At 65.2% G+C, this 17,186-nt stretch carries 19 protein-coding genes; 9 read left to right on the forward strand and 10 right to left on the reverse strand.

Features of this window, described 5'->3' with window-relative positions; translation table 11 throughout:
- Positions 1–51: 51 nt before the first annotated feature.
- The 8 genes from ASE39_RS10835 to ASE39_RS10870 form a co-directional block, all read right to left on the reverse strand.
- Complete coding sequence (locus tag ASE39_RS10835) at positions 52–846, reverse strand: amino acid ABC transporter ATP-binding protein (RefSeq protein WP_010465199.1); 795 nt, start codon at positions 844–846, stop codon at positions 52–54.
- Positions 830–1,483: an amino acid ABC transporter permease gene (locus tag ASE39_RS10840; protein ID WP_010465197.1), complete on the reverse strand. Its 654-nt coding sequence runs from the start codon at positions 1,481–1,483 to the stop codon at positions 830–832. Before ASE39_RS10840 ends, ASE39_RS10835 begins: the two co-directional genes overlap by 17 nt.
- A gap of 6 nt (positions 1,484–1,489) precedes the next feature.
- Positions 1,490–2,164 carry an amino acid ABC transporter permease gene (locus tag ASE39_RS10845; protein ID WP_010465195.1) on the reverse strand — a complete coding sequence of 225 codons (675 nt, stop codon included), beginning with the start codon at positions 2,162–2,164 and terminating at the stop codon, positions 1,490–1,492.
- A 73-nt stretch (positions 2,165–2,237) separates the two neighbouring features.
- On the reverse strand, positions 2,238–3,059 hold the full coding sequence (locus ASE39_RS10850) for a transporter substrate-binding domain-containing protein (RefSeq protein WP_010465194.1): 822 nt from the start codon (positions 3,057–3,059) through the stop codon (positions 2,238–2,240).
- Positions 3,056–3,862, reverse strand: a complete 807-nt coding sequence (locus tag ASE39_RS10855; RefSeq protein ID WP_010465192.1) for a GntR family transcriptional regulator — start codon at positions 3,860–3,862, stop codon at positions 3,056–3,058. The genes ASE39_RS10850 and ASE39_RS10855 overlap by 4 nt, the downstream gene beginning before the upstream one ends.
- Before the next feature lie 114 nt (positions 3,863–3,976).
- The gene (locus ASE39_RS10860; RefSeq protein ID WP_057271133.1) at positions 3,977–5,485 is read right to left on the reverse strand and encodes a carboxylesterase family protein; all 1,509 of its coding nucleotides are present in this window, start codon (positions 5,483–5,485) and stop codon (positions 3,977–3,979) included.
- Positions 5,482–6,474 (reverse strand): tripartite tricarboxylate transporter substrate binding protein, encoded by a 993-nt coding sequence (locus tag ASE39_RS10865; protein WP_057227966.1) that lies wholly within the window; start codon positions 6,472–6,474, stop codon positions 5,482–5,484. Before ASE39_RS10865 ends, ASE39_RS10860 begins: the two co-directional genes overlap by 4 nt.
- A gap of 80 nt (positions 6,475–6,554) precedes the next feature.
- Positions 6,555–7,238, reverse strand: coding sequence for a TetR family transcriptional regulator (locus ASE39_RS10870; protein ID WP_057271134.1), 684 nt, complete (start codon positions 7,236–7,238; stop codon positions 6,555–6,557).
- Positions 7,239–7,440: 202 nt separating this feature from the next.
- On the opposite strand from ASE39_RS10870, the gene ASE39_RS10875 reads away from it, so the two are divergent.
- From ASE39_RS10875 to ASE39_RS10900, 6 genes are all read left to right on the forward strand, one after another.
- On the forward strand, positions 7,441–8,865 hold the full coding sequence (locus tag ASE39_RS10875) for an FAD-linked oxidase C-terminal domain-containing protein (protein WP_057271135.1): 1,425 nt from the start codon (positions 7,441–7,443) through the stop codon (positions 8,863–8,865).
- A gap of 184 nt (positions 8,866–9,049) precedes the next feature.
- Positions 9,050–9,580: a hypothetical protein gene (locus ASE39_RS10880; protein WP_057271136.1), complete on the forward strand. Its 531-nt coding sequence runs from the start codon at positions 9,050–9,052 to the stop codon at positions 9,578–9,580.
- Positions 9,581–10,102: 522 nt separating this feature from the next.
- Positions 10,103–10,801 carry a class I SAM-dependent methyltransferase gene (locus tag ASE39_RS10885; protein WP_057271137.1) on the forward strand — a complete coding sequence of 233 codons (699 nt, stop codon included), beginning with the start codon at positions 10,103–10,105 and terminating at the stop codon, positions 10,799–10,801.
- Positions 10,802–11,021: 220 nt separating this feature from the next.
- Positions 11,022–11,579 (forward strand): GNAT family N-acetyltransferase, encoded by a 558-nt coding sequence (locus ASE39_RS10890; protein ID WP_057271138.1) that lies wholly within the window; start codon positions 11,022–11,024, stop codon positions 11,577–11,579.
- Between the two features lie 18 nt (positions 11,580–11,597).
- Positions 11,598–12,347, forward strand: coding sequence for a hypothetical protein (locus ASE39_RS10895; RefSeq protein WP_010465179.1), 750 nt, complete (start codon positions 11,598–11,600; stop codon positions 12,345–12,347).
- 13 nt (positions 12,348–12,360) lie between these two features.
- A complete protein-coding gene (locus ASE39_RS10900; protein WP_057271139.1) occupies positions 12,361–13,095 on the forward strand; it encodes a metallophosphoesterase family protein in 735 nt (244 codons plus the stop codon).
- Positions 13,096–13,107: 12 nt separating this feature from the next.
- On the opposite strand, the gene ASE39_RS10905 is transcribed toward ASE39_RS10900, so the two are convergent.
- The gene (locus ASE39_RS10905) at positions 13,108–13,452 is read right to left on the reverse strand and encodes an antibiotic biosynthesis monooxygenase (protein WP_057271140.1); all 345 of its coding nucleotides are present in this window, start codon (positions 13,450–13,452) and stop codon (positions 13,108–13,110) included.
- Positions 13,449–13,793, reverse strand: a complete 345-nt coding sequence (locus ASE39_RS10910; protein ID WP_057271141.1) for an NIPSNAP family protein — start codon at positions 13,791–13,793, stop codon at positions 13,449–13,451. Before ASE39_RS10910 ends, ASE39_RS10905 begins: the two co-directional genes overlap by 4 nt.
- A gap of 78 nt (positions 13,794–13,871) precedes the next feature.
- On the opposite strand from ASE39_RS10910, the gene ASE39_RS10915 reads away from it, so the two are divergent.
- From ASE39_RS10915 to ASE39_RS10925, 3 genes are all read left to right on the forward strand, one after another.
- Positions 13,872–14,597 (forward strand): winged helix-turn-helix domain-containing protein, encoded by a 726-nt coding sequence (locus ASE39_RS10915; protein WP_057271142.1) that lies wholly within the window; start codon positions 13,872–13,874, stop codon positions 14,595–14,597.
- On the forward strand, positions 14,597–14,920 hold the full coding sequence (locus ASE39_RS10920) for a YnfA family protein (protein ID WP_057271143.1): 324 nt from the start codon (positions 14,597–14,599) through the stop codon (positions 14,918–14,920). Before ASE39_RS10915 ends, ASE39_RS10920 begins: the two co-directional genes overlap by 1 nt.
- Before the next feature lie 540 nt (positions 14,921–15,460).
- A complete protein-coding gene (locus tag ASE39_RS10925; protein ID WP_242421407.1) occupies positions 15,461–17,164 on the forward strand; it encodes a hypothetical protein in 1,704 nt (567 codons plus the stop codon).
- Positions 17,165–17,186 lie beyond the last annotated feature (22 nt).

The raw sequence follows: 17,186 nt of genomic DNA on the forward strand, positions 1-17,186 counted from the left end.
TTTCCAGTCCGCAGGCGGGCTTTTGAACGTTGAACGCGCAGGGCTCCGTTTTCAGTCGTGCAGCGACGACAGAAACTGCTGCAGCTCCGCCGTTTGGGGATTGCCAAACAGTTCGGCCGGCGTACCGGTTTCATGCACGCGGCCCTGGTGCATGAAGATCACGCGGTCGCTCACCTTCCGGGCGAAGGCCATTTCGTGTGTGACCATCATCAGCGTCATGCCTTCGAGGGCGAGTGACTCCACCACGCGCAGCACCTCACCCACCAGCTCAGGGTCCAGCGCCGAGGTGATCTCATCGCACAGCAGCACCTGGGGCTCCATGGCCAGGGCGCGCGCTATGGCCACGCGCTGCTGTTGCCCACCTGAAAGCTGGTCGGGCATGGCGTCAAACTTTTCGGCCAGGCCCACGCGGTCGAGCAGCTTGCGCGCCTGCGCTGCGGCCGTGGCGGCATCGCGGGACTTCACCAGCGTGGGGGCCAGCATGATGTTGCGGCCCACCGAAAGGTGCGGAAACAGGTTGAAGCTCTGAAAAATCATGCCCACCTGCTGGCGCAGCTCACGCATGGCCGTGGGGCTGTCGTGCATGAGCTTTTTGCCGTTGACGCTGAGGGCGCCCTCCTGAAAAACCTCCAGCCCGTTCACGCAGCGCAGCAGCGTGCTCTTGCCCGAGCCGCTTTTGCCGATGATGGCGATCACCTCGCCCTTTTGCACCTTGAGGTCGATGCCCTTGAGCACCTCGTTCGTGCCATAGGACTTGCGCAGGGCCGTGATGTCCACGATGGGCGGTGCGCCCACCACGATGCCGTCGTGGGCGGGAGCCGGGGTTGTATCAACTGCGGTTGCCATGGAGTTTCCTTTCAAGGGACTGCGCCACCAGACTCACCGGGAAGCACAAAACAAAGTACAGCAGGGCCACACAGGCGTAGACCAGAAAGGGCTGGTAGGTGGCGTTGGAGATCATGCTGCCGGCCTTGGTCAGCTCGACAAAACCGATCACCGACGCCAGCGCCGTGCCCTTGATAACCTGCACCAGAAAGCCCACCGTGGGCGGCACCGCAATGCGCAGCGCCTGGGGCAGCACCACGTGGCGCAGTTGCTCGCCGAAGTTGAGCGCCAGACTCTGCGCGGCCTCCCACTGGCCCTTGGGAATGGACGCTACGCAGCCGCGCCAGATCTCGGTGAGGTAGGCGCTGGTGTAGAGCGTGAGCGCAAACGCCGCAGCCGTCCACGGCGATGTCTTGATGCCAAAGAGCGCAATGCCGAAGTACGCGAGGAACAGCTGCATGAGCAGCGGCGTGCCCTGGAACACCTGCACGTAGGCACCGATGAGCCGCTCGGTGCCGCGCACCTTGGACAGGCGCAGCACCAGCAGCAGCAAGCCCACCAGACCGCCGCCGATGAAGGCGATGAGCGAGAGCGACACCGTCCAGCGCGCCGCCATCAGCAGGTTGCGGAGGATGTCCCACAGAGAAAAGTCAACCATGGCGATTTACCTCCCCACCAGAAAACGCGCCCCCACCCACATCAGCAGGCGGCGGGTCAGCATCGACAGCGCCAGATACACCAGCGTGGCGAGGATGAAGGCCTCGAACGCACGGAAGGTGTTGCTCGATATCAGGTTGGCGGCGTAGCTCAACTCGGGCGTGGAGATCTGGCCACACACGGCCGAGCCCAGCATCACGATGATGATCTGACTCACCATGGCCGGCCACACCTTGAGCAGCGCGGGTGGCAGCACCACGCGCCGGAAGGTCTGGCCCGGCGTGAGCGCCAGACTCTGCGCGGCCTCGATCTGGCCACGCGGCGTGGCCTCGATGCCTGCGCGGATGATCTCAGCCGAATACGCGCCCAGGTTGATCACCATGGCCAGCACGGAGGCCACCTCGGGCGAGAGCTTGAGCCCCAGCGCCGGCAGGCCGAAGAACAGGAAGAACAGCTGCACGATGAAGGGTGTGTTGCGCACCAGCTCCACATACGCAGCCACGGCCCAGCGCAGCGGCAGCGCACGCGGCCCCAGGTTGCGGGCGCGCGCCCAGGCACAGGCTGTGCCCAGCAGCAGTCCGAGCACGGTGCCCACGATGGTGAGCCCAATGGTCCAGACCACGCCGCGCACCAGCAGCGGCCAGGAGGACAGCACGGCAGAAAAATCAAGCGCAATCAGCATGGTGCGGATGCCCCGTGGCGCTTGTCGCGCCACGGGCCTGTTCGGTTCGTTCAGCGAAGGGCGAAGAAGGCGATCACAGGGGCAGATCGCCTGCCGGGCGGCCGAGCCACTTGCTGGACATCTTGTCGATGTCGCCAGCCTTGCGGGCTTCGGCAATGATTTCGTTCACCTTGAGGCGCAGCTTGTCCTCGCCCTTGGCCACGCCAATGAAGTTGGGGCTGTCCTTGAGCAGCAGCTTGTATTCGGTCTGCAGGTTGGGGTTCTTGACCATGATGGTGCCGGCCGTGGAGGCGCTGGTGGCAATGGCCTGCGTCTGGCCCGACACGAAGGCCGAGATGCTGGCCGCGTGGTCTTCAAAACGCTTCACGTCCACGCCCGCGGGCGCGACCTTGGCCAGCTCCTGGTCTTCCATGGCGCCACGGGTCACTGCCACCGACTTGCCCGTGAGGTCGGCAAAACTCTTGATGTTCAGGCTCTTGCTGGCAAACACGGCCTGGAAGAACGGCGCGTAGGCCGCAGTGAAGTCGATGACCTTCTCGCGCTCGGGGTTCTTGCCCAGCGTGGAGATCACGAGGTCGGCCTTTTGCGTCTGCAGGTAGGGGATGCGGTTGGCGCTGGTCACGGGGATCAGCTCGACCTTCACGCCCAGCTTGGTGGCGATGTAGTTGGCCATCTCGACATCCAGGCCCTGGGGCTTGAGGTCGGTGCCGACAAAGCCGTAGGGCGGGTAGTCGGTGGGGATGGCGATCTTGATTTCCTTGGCCTTGAGGATGTTGTCCAGCGCGTTCTGCGCGTGGGCGGCAGGGGCCATCAGCGCGGCCGACAGGCCCGTGGCGGCGAGCACGCCCAGTGTCAGGCGGCGGGTCGAGGAAACAAAGGCACGGGGGGCGGTCATAGCAGGGCTCCTAGGTAAGTGGATGCGTCGGCGGGTGCTGCGTCCTGGTCGGACGCTTTCGGGGTAGAACTCTTGGACGCAGCGCGGGGCTTGCGTTGCCGGGGCTGCGCGGTGGTGTCCGCTGCGGCGGTGCTCTTGCGCACCGGGGCCAGCGCATCACGCAGCCCGGCCAGCGGGTCGGTGCTGGCCTGCAGGCGCAGCGCGGATTGCACCGAGCCGATGTGCTCGGACATGAGCGCCTCGGCATGGGCGATGTCGCCCGCCTCCAGCGCCTCGACGATGCGCACGTGGTCGGCGCAGGACTGCGCCGCGTCGTGCGACGACTGGTAGAGCATGGCGATCAGCGTGGTGCGCGCCGTGAAATCGCGCAGCGTGTCCGCCAGCAGCGAATTGCCCAAGCACTCGGCCAGGCACACGTGGAAGTCGCCCAGCAGGAAACTGCGCACGCCCACGTCGCTGCCTGCGAGCGCCGCCTTCTCGCGCTGCAGGTGGGCTTTGAGCTGGCGCACGGCGCCTTTGTCCACCGTCTTGAGCTGGTGCAGCAGCCCGAGCTCGATCACGCGGCGGGCCTCGAAGGCCTCGCGTGCCTCGTCTTCGGAAGGCTCGATCACATACCAGCCACGACGCGCGCTCACGGTGACGATGCCACGCGTGGACAGCCGCGTGAGCGCCTCGCGCACGATGGTGCGGCTGCAGTCGAACAGCATCGCCAGTTGCTGCTCGCCCAGGCGGGAGCCGGGCGCGAGCTTTTGCGCCATCACGGCTTCGATGATGCGGTTGCTGATCTCGGTGGCGGTGGTCATTGCCGTCCATCGATTGCAGGTTCCGTGCCAACTGGTATACAAGATGGATGCACCAGTGTGGCGCACCACCCTGCAGCGGCCTCCGTCAGGATCAGCGGACTTCAGTCTCCCTGCTCAAAGAATGCCCTGCCACAGGTTGAATCTCACAGGTTCGCTATGGATTTCGCAGCGCGATGCAGTGTTGAAATGTTGCACCCAGGGTGTGTCGCCGCCATACCGTGCCCAACCGGGGTCGCCCTGGCGTGCAAAACTCGCCCAGCTTTGGTGCATGGCCTGCGCCAAATTGGCAGGCGGTGCGGCCCCTGTGAACTCTTGCCCCTGCGTGGTGTGGAGGTTGCCAAACACAAACGGCAACTCGACCGCATGCGCCGCGCCCAATCGCCCCTGCCACTGGGGAGACGCCCAGCCAAACTCATAGCGGTGGGCGCTTTGGGCCCATTCGCTGGCCAGCGCCGCGATGCGCTGTGCGGGCACGCGGTAGTAGAAATCAGACTGCAAGGCCGACAGCAGCTCGCCCGGTGTCTGCTGGGCAGGCGGCAGCAGCGCCCAACAGGCGTGAACCGCCTCCGTGGACAAGCCAGCATCCTGCGCAAAAACCAGCGCCTGGGCCTCGGTCACGCGGTCGACGGCACCGCCGGGCACGTGGTACAGGCGCATCTCGTCCACATTGCTGCCCACCAGCACCTGCAGGTCCGGTGGTTGGGCCATCCATTGCTGGCGTATCGCCTGCAGCGGCGGCGCAGCCAGCACTTGCCCATCCACCACAGGGCGGAGCGGAAAGAAGTTGCGGCCCCCGATGCCATGCCGAACCCGCAGCGAAGGATCGGCTGCCAGCCTGTGGACGGCACGAAGCACCGAGCCGATGGGGGCCGAGGCCAGCGCCGTGCGGCTCGGCGCCACGCCCACCAATGAAGCCACTGCGCGGCGTATGGTGGCGGCTTCGTCCAGCGTTTGGCAGGCCACGCTTGGGCTTTGCAGGATGACCCTCTGGAACAAGCCGCGCGACGCGGGCATGCCCAGCAGGCACGCCAGCGCACCCGCGCCCGCCGACTGGCCGAATACCGTGACCTGCGCCGGGTCGCCACCCCAAGCGTGGATATGGTCCTGCACCCATTGCAGCGCAGCGATCTGGTCCAGCAAACCTCGGTTGGCGGGGGCACCGTCGTCCTCGCCCTCAAAGTGCATGAACCCATCCATGCCCAGCCTGTACTGCAGCGACACAAAAACCAGCCCTTGCCGGGCGAACGAAGCGCCGTCGTACAGCGGCTCGCTCGCCGACCCGCGAAAGAAGCCGCCACCATGCACCCACACCAAAACCGGCAGGCCCGCACCCGACGTCGAAGGCGGCGCCCACACGTTGACGGCCAGGCAATCCTCGCCACCCAACATGGGCGCATCGGCCCTTGCGGTGCGGGCCAGTTGGGGGGCCACCGGGGCAAACGTGCAAGCATCGCGCACCCCGGACCACGGCAGCACGGGCACCGGCGCCGCAAAACGCAGGGGCCCGGCCGGGGCCAGCGCATAGGGCACACCCCGAAACACACGCACACCCTGGTCCCACACGCCGCGCAGACGCCCGCCGTGGGGCAGCGTGGCGAGCGGGGCCTCTGCGGACCCGTTCATTCCGTGGCCAGGCCCAGCTTGTCGATCAGGGGGCGCCACACCGCCGCATCGCGCGAGGCCCAGGTGCGCACGTCACCCGGCACAGAGGCGGTAAGCGTGACGTTCATGGCTTCCAGCCGCGATTTGTACTGCGCATCGCCCCGGCACTTTTCCGTGACGGCGTTGAGCCTGGTCAGCAGCTCGGGTGGCGTGCCGGCCTTGGCCACCACCGCAATCCACGCGGGCCGCGCCAGGTCGGCAGCAGAGGGCAACGCCTCGGCAATGGTGGGCACATCCGGCAGCAGCGGCGAGCGCTGCGCGCCAAACAGCGCCAGCGGCACCAGCTTGCCCGCCTTGACCTGGGCTGCGGCCGTGCCAATGACCAGGGTCATCGCATGGATCTGCTGCCCCATCAACGCCGTGAGGCCCGCGCCTTCGCCCACAAAGGGCACATGGGTGCCAGCCACGCCCAGGCGCTCGATGAGCGCTGAAGTCAGCAGGTGCGCCGGGCTGCCCTTGCCCGGCGACCCAAAGTTGACGCCACCCGGCGTGGCGCGCGCGAGTTTTTGCAGATCGGCCAGGCTGGCGATGCCCTGCCCCGCAGGCACGGCCAGCACCAACGGCGACGTGCCCAGCACGGCCACTCCATCGAAGTCGCGCAGCGGGTCGTACGGCGGCTGCTTGTACACATACGGCGTGATCGTCATCTGCGACATGCCGATGCTCAGCAGGTTGTAGCCATCGGCGGGCTGGCCCTTGAGATAGTTGATTGCCAGGACGCCGTTGGCCCCCGGCTTGTTTTGCACCACCACCGCCTGGCCCAATTCACGTGCGGCGCAGTCGGCCCACACGCGGGTCATGGCGTCCGAGCCACTGCCAGGCGGCTGCTGCGCAATGAGCTGGATCGGCTTGGCAGGGTAGGCGCCCGGCTGGGCCAGTGCGGCGCCTGCCAACAGCACGAGGGCGGCCAGCAGCGGGATGTGCGGTGCGCGGGGGAAGGAAAAGGCCATGGTGTTTTGTCTCCTGGGGTTTTTTGGTGGCAATGGGACGGCGTTGCGCAGGGGCGCGCCGATGCGGCGGGAGCCAGGGCCTAGCGGCGGCGCGCTTGCGCCTTGGCGGATGCGGCGCTGGCGGCTGCAGCTTCGCAGCGGGTGGCGATCAGGTCGGCCAGGCAGGCCAGCTGGGCCTGTTGTGCAGCATCCGGCGTGCTCTGCTGCGCAGGTGCAAAAAGCTGCAACATCCCCAGCCCGCGCAGCGACGACAGCACCAGGCCCAGCAGGCCATCGCGATTGGCATCGGCGGCCAGTTCGGGAAAGGCCGTGAAGAACCCGTCGCGCATGCGCGCCTGCACGCTCTGGCGCAGCTCGGCAATGTGGCCCAGCACCTCCGGCTGGTTGCGGCAGCCCAGATAGATGTTCCACGCCACGATGAAGCGCGGCTGCGCATAGACCAGGCCCCAGACGGCCTGCACGAAACGGGTGGCCCTCTCGCGGGACGCGAGTGCGCTGTCGGGCCAGAGTGCGCCCGACAACACGCTGGACTCGATCAGCTCGCTGAGCACATTCATCATCAGCACCGCCTTGGACGTGAAGTGGTGCTGCACCGCTCCTGACGTCATGCCTGCGGACTTGGCCAGCTCATGGATGGACATCTCCTCCAGGCTGCGGTTCTGGATCACATCGATGGCCGTGGCGATCAGGTGCTGGCGGGTGGCAGCGCTGCGCTCGGCATGCGTGCGGCGCACCCCGGCCTTGGGGGAAACACGGTGGTTCATGGCATCGTCACAATATACATTTCAAACGTAATGTATTTAAGCAAACATCCGCGAACAAGCCCGTGAATACCCGCACCACGGCGCCAATGCCAGCACGCCTTGCGCACCCGCGGGGTACGGCCTAGCTTGCACCTGCCTGACCACGCCCATGGCGCCACGCAAAGGCCGGTGGTATTCTTTTTGACCACCCTGGAGACAACCCATGAACGCCCCCACCACCACAGCCCACCTCCTGCCTGAAATCAACCTGCGCGAAGTGCCCAAGGCCCTTATCGAAGCGCTGCAGACCCGCTTTGGTGCGCGGTGTTCGCTGGCCCAGGCCGTGCGCGAGCAGCATGGCCGGGACGAGGGCTCTTTCCAGGCGCCACCTCCCTCGGCGGTGGTGTTTGCCGAGAGCACCCAGGACGTGGCCGACGCCGTGAAGCTGGCCAGCCAGTACGAGGTGCCGGTGATTCCCTACGGCGCGGGTTCGTCGCTCGAGGGCCACCTGCTGGCCGTGCAGGGCGGCATCAGCATTGACGTGAGCCGCATGAACCAGGTGTTGAGCATCAATGCAGAAGACCTCACCGTGACCGTGCAGCCCGGCATCACGCGCAAGGCATTGAACGATGCCATCAAGGACACCGGCCTGTTCTTTCCCATCGACCCCGGCGCCGACGCCAGCATTGGCGGCATGAGCGCCACGCGCGCCAGCGGCACCAACGCCGTGCGCTACGGCACCATGCGCGAGAACGTGCTGGCGCTGCAAGTGGTCACCGCCAGCGGCGAAGTCATCCACACCGGCACCCGCGCCAAAAAGAGCAGCGCGGGCTACGACCTCACCCGCCTGATGGTGGGCAGCGAAGGCACGCTGGGCATCATGACCGAGATCACCGTGCGCCTGTACCCCCTGCCCGAGGCCGTGAGCGCCGCGATCTGCTCGTTCCCGAGCATCGAGGCCGCGGTGCACACCGTGATCCAGACCATCCAGCTGGGTGTACCCATCGCCCGCGTGGAGCTCATCGACCACCACACGGTGCGCATGGTCAACGCGCACAGCAAGCTCACCCTGCGCGAAGAACCCATGCTGCTCATGGAATTCCACGGCTCGCCATCGAGCGTGAAGGAACAGGCAGAGACCGTGCAAGACATCGCCACCGAGTTTGGCGGCAATGCCTTCGAATGGGCCAGCACGCCCGAAGAGCGCACACGCCTGTGGACCGCGCGGCACAACGCCTACTTTGCCGCCGTGCAAAGCCGCCCCGGCTGCCGCGCCATCAGCACCGACACCTGCGTGCCCATCAGCCGCCTGGCCGACTGCCTGCTCGACTCGGTGCAGGAGGCCGAGGACAGCGGCATCCCTTACTTCCTGGTGGGCCATGTGGGCGACGGCAACTTCCACTTTGGCTACCTGCTCGACCCCAACATCCCGGAAGAACGCGTGACCGCGGAAGACCTGAACCACAAGCTGGTGGCCCGCGCGCTGAGCATGGGCGGCACCTGCACGGGCGAGCACGGCGTGGGCTTGCACAAGATGGGCTTCCTGCTCGATGAAACCGGGGCTGGCGCGGTGGACATGATGCGCGCCATCAAGCGGGCGCTGGACCCGAAGAACATCCTGAATCCGGGGAAGATTTTTGCGCTGTGAGCGAGGTGCTGCGGCGCACTGTTTGCTCATGTGCCTGCAAGCTTCTTCGCAATCACAGCCCATTGATACAGCGTGGATTTGAAGCTTTTTTGGCCTCTGGCGCTTGTCTGTTATGCGCTATAAGCTCTTATTTTTATAGCAATTTGTTGGCGTTGCGCTTTCATCGTACTGCCCACCTTCTCACATGACCCACCAAGCCCCAGCTGAACAAATACCTCCCGAAATAGCCCGCTATCTCCAAGGCCCGGCGTCCGAAGCAAAGCAGTTCGACTTCCTCATAGGCGACTGGAACGTCGAGGCGTCCCGATACAAGGAGGATGGCACTCCTGCGTTCAACTACCGGGCTTTGTGGAGTGCAAAGCCACTGAATGAGGGTCGGATGATCATGGACGACTTCCAGGCGTTGGGTCCGACGGGTGTGCCTGTGTCCTCATTCGTCACTCTGCGCACGTATTCTGAGATCACCAAGCGTTGGGAGATCGTTGGCCTTCAAGCGCTTCAATCGGCCGTGCCGACCGAGTGGCATGGGACCTCCAAGGACGGTGAAATGCTCCTCGACGCCATCGCCACCCTGCCGAACGGCCACCGTGTGCACACGAAAATTCGCTTCTTCGAGATTGCGCCTGACTCCTTTGCCTGGGAGAGCTCCATGACCGTTGATCAGGGCAATACATGGCGCAAAACGGCGTCCCTCAAGGCGACGCGCAAGACCTGAGGCCGAGGATGTTGATCGAGGGGCGTCTTCCAGCCACCTTCCAGCTCAAGCGCTAGAGCCATTGATTCTTCGTGTCTTCCCTGCGGGAGTGATGTGTCTGACGCTCGGCCTTCGCGCGCAGGGCGGCTCGGGGATTTCCGGCGCTTCGTTCCTAGCAGGCATCTGGAATGCCTGAAGTGTCACGGGGCACGTGCGCAGCAAACTCATCCCTAAAACAATCGCTAGTCCGGCCATGCTTCTTGTGGTCCGCACTGGGTGGAGCAGGCGGCCCTGTGGCGCTGATCACATTCTTGCGGCGCGCAAGTCTCGGCGTCCCGCGCCTCCTAGAATGAAGCAATGATCAAATACTCCTTCCCCGCTGCGCCGGTGACTTATCGGCCCCCCGCAAACACCCCCGCAGTCCTGGCCGGTGAGTTGATCGAGTACCAGGCATGCCCGTTGTGTGAGAGCAAAGCCTTTCGGCCACTGCGCAGTGCGGACTGTTCCCACCACCCTCGCTACAGCCAAGAACTCTCTCGCACCATGCATTGGAGCCAATGCACGGCGTGCCAGCATGTTTTTCGCAGCGGCTACTACACCGAAGCAGCACTGAATATCGTTTTCCGTGGCACCAATGAATCCCAGGTGGTGGGCTATGACCTGGAACGGCAGCGCTATGTGTCTGCGCAGATGGTCGAGAAAGTGCTGTCCTACCAGACCGGAGGCACGTGGCTGGACGTGGGGTTTGGGAATGCATCACTTCTGTTCACCGCGCAGGAGTACGGCTTCGATCCCGTGGGCCTGGACCTGCGTCCGCAATCGGTGGAAGAGTTGCGCAGATGGGGTGTGACAGCCCATTGCCAGGATGTCACGGGGTTTGAGCTGCCGCACCCCGCCAGTGTGATCAGCATGGCGGATGTGCTGGAGCACATGCCGTTTCCCAAGGTGGGCCTGCATGCCGCCCACCGGCTGTTGCAACCGGGCGGCGTGCTGCTGATCTCCATGCCCAACCTGGGCTCCTTTGTCTGGAAAGCACTGGATGCCAACAATGCGAACCCGTACTGGGGTGAGATTGAGCACTATCACAACTTTGACCGTGATCGCCTGTACGCATTGCTGGCCGAATGTGGCTTCAGGCCCGTGCGCTATGGCATTAGCCAACGCTACCGCGTGTGCATGGAAGTGATTGCCGTGAAAGTCCAGGCAGACGGGGCACACGACGCACCACAACAGTTGCCATGATCCACGGAAGTCCTGGCTAAAGATCAAGGCCTGCGGTGCGGTAACGTGCCTCTCCCAGGGCCTTGGCCTGCACCACCTTGGCGGGTGGTGGGCAGCGCCCAGGGGCCTCCTCAGGGTCACCACGTTGGACAACTTTCTGGCAGTGGTATGGGGCTCTCCACACTGCACCCTGTCAGAAATCGCATGTTGTCTCGCTGAAACCTCCAAGCTTCAAAAGCCCATGCAGAACGTCAGCCCCACGGAACACCCACTTCAGGTCGCCCTCGTCGCCGAACACCAGCATGCATCGCTGGTGGACCTGCTGTGCGAACTGCACGCCTTCTACAACGAAGGCGCCACACCCGCTCGGCAGGTGGTGATGGAGCATCTCCGCCAGAACCTCCTGGCGCCCGGCTCCGCCCAGCATTTGCTGGTGGCTTCGCGCGGCGATGGGGTGGTGGTGGGCTTTGCGGCGTTCTCGCTGGTGTATTCGCTGGTCGAGTTTGCCGAAGACCAGCGCAGGCAATGCCAGTTGAAAGAGCTGTATGTGAGTTCGGCCGAGAGAAGCCAAGGGGCTGGCCGGGCGCTCATGTCCGGGCTCGCCCGATATGCCTTTGACCACGGCTGCCGCCGAATCGACTGGCCTGTGAAAGCTTCAAACGCCAGGGGAATCCTGTTCTACGAAAGCCTGGGTGCCGAGCAGGTGGCCGAACGGCTCAGCTACCGGCTGACGGAGCCCGCACTCGGCCGGCTGGCCCAGGACAGCGGATGTGCCGGTGTACGACCCGCATCGAACTGAAAGCCGGAGACCTGCAACTTGTTTCGATCTTTTGTCCTCTTGCTCTCCCTGCTGGGCAGCGCCGCCTTCGGCGGGTTGCTGCTGGTATCGCTGCTGCAACCCACCTGGATTGAACGCGGTGCGCGCGAGCTGATCCGCCAGCACATCGAGCACAAGACCGGCGAGAAGCTCAGAGCCCTGGACGAACGCTTCCTGAGCGCGCAGGCACGGGTCTTCTTGCGCGGCAAGGAACAGGAGATCGACGCCGCGCGCAAAGCGCTGTCTGCGGGATTGCCCGCCCGGGTCGCCACCATTGCGGCCGAAATGGGGATTCCGGCCTGCGAATGCCGCAAACGTCACCAGCAGCGGCTCGAGTTGCAGATCGGCACCGCGCAGCAAATGCAGTCACAGCTCGATGCACTGATCCGCAGCGCCTACATGGACACGGCCGAGAAGCTACTGCGCGAATTGCGCATCTTCAGCGGCGCCAACGCCCTGGCATTCGCCCTGCTGGGCCTGGCTGCATGGCGGCGACCCCACGGCGCAGCTGGGGCATCGCTGGTGCCGGCCACCGCCACACTCCTCGTGGCAACGCTGGCGAGCAGCGCTGTCTACCTCTGGGGCCAGAACTGGCTGCAGACCATCGTGTTCGGCAGCTATGTAGGCTGGGCCCAGCTGGCTTACATCGCGCTGGTGTATGCGTGGCTGTGCGATCTCTTGTTCAACCGAGCGCGCGTCAGCCTGCACCTGTGCCAGGGCAGCCTGAGCGGCGCTGTGTCCCCCTGCTGAAAGCCACCACCCCATGCGCATAGCCCTCGTCTCCGATATCCATGGCAACCTCGCCGCGCTGGAAGCAGTGGCCGCCGACATCCGCCGCCGAGGCGCTGACCAGGTGGTGAACCTGGGCGACAACCTCTCGGGCCCGCTGCTGCCGCGCGAGACAGCGCAGTGGCTGATGGCGTCGGGCTGGCTGTCGCTGGCGGGCAACCACGAGCGCCAGGTGCTGGAACTGCGCCCCGGGCGTGGCGGCCCTTCGGACCGGTACGCGCACGCACAACTCGCCGAGGCGGAGTTCACCTGGCTGCGCACGCTCAAAGCCTGGCATCGCTTCAGCGACGACATCTACCTGTGCCACGGCTCGCCGCGCAGTGACCACGAATACCTGCTGGAAACGCTGGACGGCAGCACACTGCGCCTGGCCACCGCTGCAGAGATATCTGACCGGCTGGGCGGCGAGCATTCACTCGTCATCGCATGCGGCCACACCCACGTGCCCCGCGCCGTGCGGCAGTGTGCAAGCCTGCTGGTCAACCCCGGCAGCGTGGGACTGCAGGCCTACAGCGATGACCACACCGTGCCCCATGCGGTGCAGACCGGGACACCCGACGCACGCTATGCCTTCATCGAACAGCGCGCAGACGGCTGGCATTGCGAACACATTTGCGTGCCCTATGACTACGCGGCCATGGCGGCGTTGGCCCGGCAACGCGGCTGCCCGGACTGGGAGCACGCGCTGCTCACTGGCTACGCCGCTTAGCCCGCGCGCCCATCAGCCGTGCACTGCCCGCGAATCTGCGGGTGCCTGATCACGGTCATGCATGCCGTAGTCGCGCACCACCGCGGCAACGCGCAGGCGATAGTTGTCGAAGATGCCGGCACGGCCTGCCTGCTGGGTGGCGCGGTGGGTTTCTATCTGGCGCCAGTGCGCCACCGCCTCTTCATCGCTCCAGAACGAAAGCGACAGCAGCTTGCCCGGCTCACTGAGGCTCTCGAACCGTTCGATGGAGATGAACCCGTCGATCTGCTCCAGCAAAGGCCGCAGAGCGGCGGCGGCGCCCAGATAGGCATCCTGCTGGCCCGGCGCGGGCAGTACCTCGAAGATGACGGCGATCATGCGCTGATCTCCAGCGGGTGTGCAGGCAGGCCCAGCGTGCCTTCCACGCCCTGCGTGAACGTGCGTTCCTCGCGCAGGATGAAGCGCTTTTCCTGCGCCATGGCGAAGTTGGCTCGGCCCTCCGGGTCGGTGCGCAAGCGGGCGCGGTAGGCCTCGTAAGCGGCCAGCGACTCGAAACCGATGAGCCCCCAGGCCTCGTAGTTGCTGCCCTCATGTGGCAGAAAATAGCCGAGCAGATGCCCCCCGCAGCGCGGGATGATCTGGCCCCAGCGGCGCGCATATTCGGCAAACAGCTCGCGCTGGAAGGGGTCGATGTCGTAACGGATAAAGCAAGTGATCATGGTGTTCAGAAGTCATTGGTGGACAGGGCTTCACGATAGGCGGTTGACGTCCTTCGATGGTTCGCCCAAGATCGAACCATGAAAGACGGCCCCCACATCGCGCGCATTGCCGCGCTCATTGGCGACAGCGCGCGCGCCGAAGTCCTCACGGCCCTGATGTCCGACCGCGCACTCACCGCCACCGAACTGGCGGCGGTGGCAGGCGTGACCAAGCAGACCATCAGCGCCCACTTGGCCAAGCTGCTCGATGCCGGCCTGCTGACCGTCGAGCACCAGGGCCGCCACCGCTACTTCCGGCTGGCCGATCGCGATGTGGCACACCTGCTGGAATCGCTGATGAACGTGGCCTTCCGTGCAGGCGCGGTACGCCTGCGCTCCAGCCCACGCGAGCCCGCGTTGCGCCGCGCACGCATGTGCTACGACCACCTGGCCGGCGAAGTGGGCGTGCAGTTCTACGAGGCCCTGGTGCGCCAGGGTCTGCTGCAGGCCACGCCCCAGGGTGCGGCGGTGACGCCCGCAGGCGCGCAATGGTTTGCGCAGGTGGGAATCGACACCCCTGCCCTGGCGCAGCAGCGGCGCATGCTGTGTCGCCCTTGCCTGGACTGGAGTGAGCGCCGCCACCACCTGGGCGGCGCGCTGGGCGCTGCGCTGCTGCAACGCCTCTTCGACGGCGGATGGGCGCACCGCGCACAGGGCTCGCGCGTGGTGCACTTCACCGCCAAGGGTGAACTGGCGTTGCGCCAGTGGCTGGCAGTCAGCCCAGACGCACCACCATCCACCGCCATTCGGGGTTCCGAAAAATGATGAAGACCTTCCTGCTCTTCATCGCCACCGCCCTGGCTGAAATCGTGGGCTGCTACCTGCCCTGGCTGTGGCTCAAACAGGGCAAGCCGATGTGGCTGCTGCTGCCTGCAGCGCTGAGCCTCGCGCTTTTCGCGTGGCTGCTCACGCTGCATGACACCGCAGGCGCGGGTCGCGTGTATGCGGCCTATGGCGGGGTCTATATCGGCGCGGCGCTGGCCTGGCTTTGGGTGGCGGATGGCATTCCCCCCACGCCCTGGGATGTGGCAGGCGTGCTGGTGGCGCTGGCGGGCATGGCGATCATCATGCTGCAGCCTGCGCGCTAGGGAGCCTCTGCGTGTCCACCCCCACGGGCCGCGCGCGCCACTGCAACCCCTTGTAACAACCTCCTCATTTGCAACGTCGTGCTTTATAAGCAGGGCTTTCTTATCTTCAAAAGATTGTTCATGCGCACTTCAAATGAGACAGTTTCTTCTGCCCTTACGCGCCGCCACTTTGCTTTGTGGATGACAGTCTCAGGGCTTTCTCTTTCTGCTTGCGGAGGAGGAGACGGTTCCTCGTCACCGGCCCCTACGCCCGCACCGCCTCCGGCACCTGGGTCGGCCTCGCTCAGCCTGTCGGCCGGCGCACTGGGGGGCGCGGGTTTCCTTGCAGGCACCTCGACAGACGCCCGGCTGCCGGTGTCAATGACTGGACACGCGTTCGACAGCAAGGGAAACCTCTGGTTTGTCGGCTGGCACTCCTCCGAACAGAGGGTCGGAAGGGTCTCTGCCGAAGGCGCGCTGTCGTACTTCGCCCTCAGCCCACAGCAGGACGATATATCTGGGGTGGTCGATGCGCAGGACCGTTATCTGATTGCCCACACCATGCGGAACACCGTGGGCGTCCTTCTTTCGCTGTTCAACAACGAAGGACTGGTTGCCTTGGCGGGCCAGTCGACGGAAGGTCCGCTGCAGGACGGCAAAGGCCCAGCAGCCAGGGTCCGAGCCTTTGATAGCCCGCTGCTGGCCCGCGACGGCTTGGTGTACTTTTTGGACCGCCCGCGCAATGCTTCGGGCTACTTGCTGCGCACCGTGAGTCCCGATGGAACCCTGACCTCCTTGCTGCCAGCCCCTGACAACAGCCGCCTGGTGGCCTCCGCCACAGGGGCGGTGCGCCGGTTCACCAGAGATGTCCAGAACAGCCGTGTGGAATGGGCGGAATTGACGCTGACGCCCTTGGGCGGATATTCCTGGACTGTTCTTTCGCACAATTGGCAAGGGGTGGGGCATCCCGAGCCATTCGCCCCCCTCAAAGGTGCGGTGGACACGTATTGGGCTTTCGACTCCGCCTCCAACACCCTGGCCCACTACGCGTTGGACGGAACGCGCTCAGACATCTGGCCAATGCCGGGGTGGGTAAGTACAGCCGTCTCCAACCCCACCAATGGCAACTTGGTAGCGAGCGGCTCAGCCGAGCCAGAGGGCGCGCAAACCACCGAGAGCCCTGGCGTGCTCTTTGTGCTGGACCGCGTGAAAGGGGCCAATGCGGTAGCCCGACCCTGGGTCGGCCTGTCCGAGCAACGCGGGTATGTCGATGGCACAGGGGGCGCAGCCCGCTTTGACTTTGTAAGAGGTGCGTACGCCACCTCCGATGCATCGGGCCCCATTTATGTAGCTACGCTGGCGGAAATCCCACTGCAAGGCACTCCGCCAAACCGGACCACGCCCACGCCTCTGCGGGTTATTACGCCCGCAGGCCAGGTGACGTCCCTGTCGAGCACGTTCTCGTCCGGCTACCAACAGCTGGCCAGCGCGTACGGCTACCTGGTCACCCACAACCCAGCCAACAACACGCTGCTGCGCGCCTCCAAGAGCGCGGGCAACTCGGCCTGGGAAAGCTGGGTGACAAGCCCGCTTTTTGCGGGTGTCTCAGGGTTGAAGGTTCTGCGGACCGACTCCACGGGCCTGCTGTGGTTTGCCACCCGCACCTTGCCTTTCGTGCTGGATTCGCGGCCCTACGGATCCGGCACCTCATTGATGGGCACTGTCAGCGCCAGCGGACAGGTGAAGCTGGTCGTTGGCGACCCGCAGTTGGTCCACACGGCTGCCAGCTACCCGCCGCTGGACCAGCGTCCTTGGTACATGGATGTGACAGACATCGCGTTCGAGGGGGGGAGTTCGCCCGTCTGGTGGGTGCTGTGCAACCGGCCCGTGCTGTCGGAGGGCCGCACGCGCCTCGTGGGCTCTGTGCCGGAGCTGGTACGGCTCGAAGGCACCAACCGGCAGTCGTTCGCCCTACCTTCAGTCAACATACAGAGCTTCATCTCCGGGCACTACCACCAACTGTGCACCCTGCCCAGCCGCCCTGGCGAGGTCTTTCTGTCCAGCGCATGCGGCGTCTACCGCTTTACCGTGGCTAAAGGCCTGGAATTGCTGGCAGGGCAAAACCAGCCCACACCGGTCGGCGTGCGCCTGGGTGCGCTGCCCGCCAATCTGAACCTGGTGAAATTCATCAGCCCAGGCCCGGATGCCAACAGCCTGTACGTCGGCAGCGAAAACAGCGTGCTGCGGCTGAATCTGCCAGCGTGAGCGCGCCGCGAAAGGCCGTCCG

This window comes from Acidovorax sp. Root267 (assembly GCF_001429215.1).
Taxonomy (GTDB): domain Bacteria; phylum Pseudomonadota; class Gammaproteobacteria; order Burkholderiales; family Burkholderiaceae_C; genus Acidovorax; species Acidovorax radicis.

Bases quoted from the DNA above. Each gene is read 5' to 3' on its own strand.
- ASE39_RS10910 (WP_057271141.1), bottom strand. From the start codon at position 13,793: ATGATCACTTGCTTTATCCGTTACGACATCGACCCCTTCCAGCGCGAG.
- ASE39_RS10915 (WP_057271142.1), top strand. From the start codon at position 13,872: ATGAAAGACGGCCCCCACATCGCGCGCATTGCCGCGCTCATTGGCGAC.
- ASE39_RS10835 (WP_010465199.1), bottom strand. From the start codon at position 846: ATGGCAACCGCAGTTGATACAACCCCGGCTCCCGCCCACGACGGCATC.
- ASE39_RS10890 (WP_057271138.1), top strand. From the start codon at position 11,022: ATGCAGAACGTCAGCCCCACGGAACACCCACTTCAGGTCGCCCTCGTC.
- ASE39_RS10870 (WP_057271134.1), bottom strand. From the start codon at position 7,238: ATGAACCACCGTGTTTCCCCCAAGGCCGGGGTGCGCCGCACGCATGCC.
- ASE39_RS10920 (WP_057271143.1), top strand. From the start codon at position 14,597: ATGAAGACCTTCCTGCTCTTCATCGCCACCGCCCTGGCTGAAATCGTG.
- ASE39_RS10925 (WP_242421407.1), top strand. From the start codon at position 15,461: ATGCGGAACACCGTGGGCGTCCTTCTTTCGCTGTTCAACAACGAAGGA.
- ASE39_RS10845 (WP_010465195.1), bottom strand. From the start codon at position 2,164: ATGCTGATTGCGCTTGATTTTTCTGCCGTGCTGTCCTCCTGGCCGCTG.
- ASE39_RS10875 (WP_057271135.1), top strand. From the start codon at position 7,441: ATGAACGCCCCCACCACCACAGCCCACCTCCTGCCTGAAATCAACCTG.
- ASE39_RS10905 (WP_057271140.1), bottom strand. From the start codon at position 13,452: ATGATCGCCGTCATCTTCGAGGTACTGCCCGCGCCGGGCCAGCAGGAT.
- ASE39_RS10900 (WP_057271139.1), top strand. From the start codon at position 12,361: ATGCGCATAGCCCTCGTCTCCGATATCCATGGCAACCTCGCCGCGCTG.
- ASE39_RS10865 (WP_057227966.1), bottom strand. From the start codon at position 6,474: ATGGCCTTTTCCTTCCCCCGCGCACCGCACATCCCGCTGCTGGCCGCC.
- ASE39_RS10880 (WP_057271136.1), top strand. From the start codon at position 9,050: ATGACCCACCAAGCCCCAGCTGAACAAATACCTCCCGAAATAGCCCGC.
- ASE39_RS10850 (WP_010465194.1), bottom strand. From the start codon at position 3,059: ATGACCGCCCCCCGTGCCTTTGTTTCCTCGACCCGCCGCCTGACACTG.
- ASE39_RS10855 (WP_010465192.1), bottom strand. From the start codon at position 3,862: ATGACCACCGCCACCGAGATCAGCAACCGCATCATCGAAGCCGTGATG.
- ASE39_RS10840 (WP_010465197.1), bottom strand. From the start codon at position 1,483: ATGGTTGACTTTTCTCTGTGGGACATCCTCCGCAACCTGCTGATGGCG.
- ASE39_RS10860 (WP_057271133.1), bottom strand. From the start codon at position 5,485: ATGAACGGGTCCGCAGAGGCCCCGCTCGCCACGCTGCCCCACGGCGGG.
- ASE39_RS10885 (WP_057271137.1), top strand. From the start codon at position 10,103: ATGCATTGGAGCCAATGCACGGCGTGCCAGCATGTTTTTCGCAGCGGC.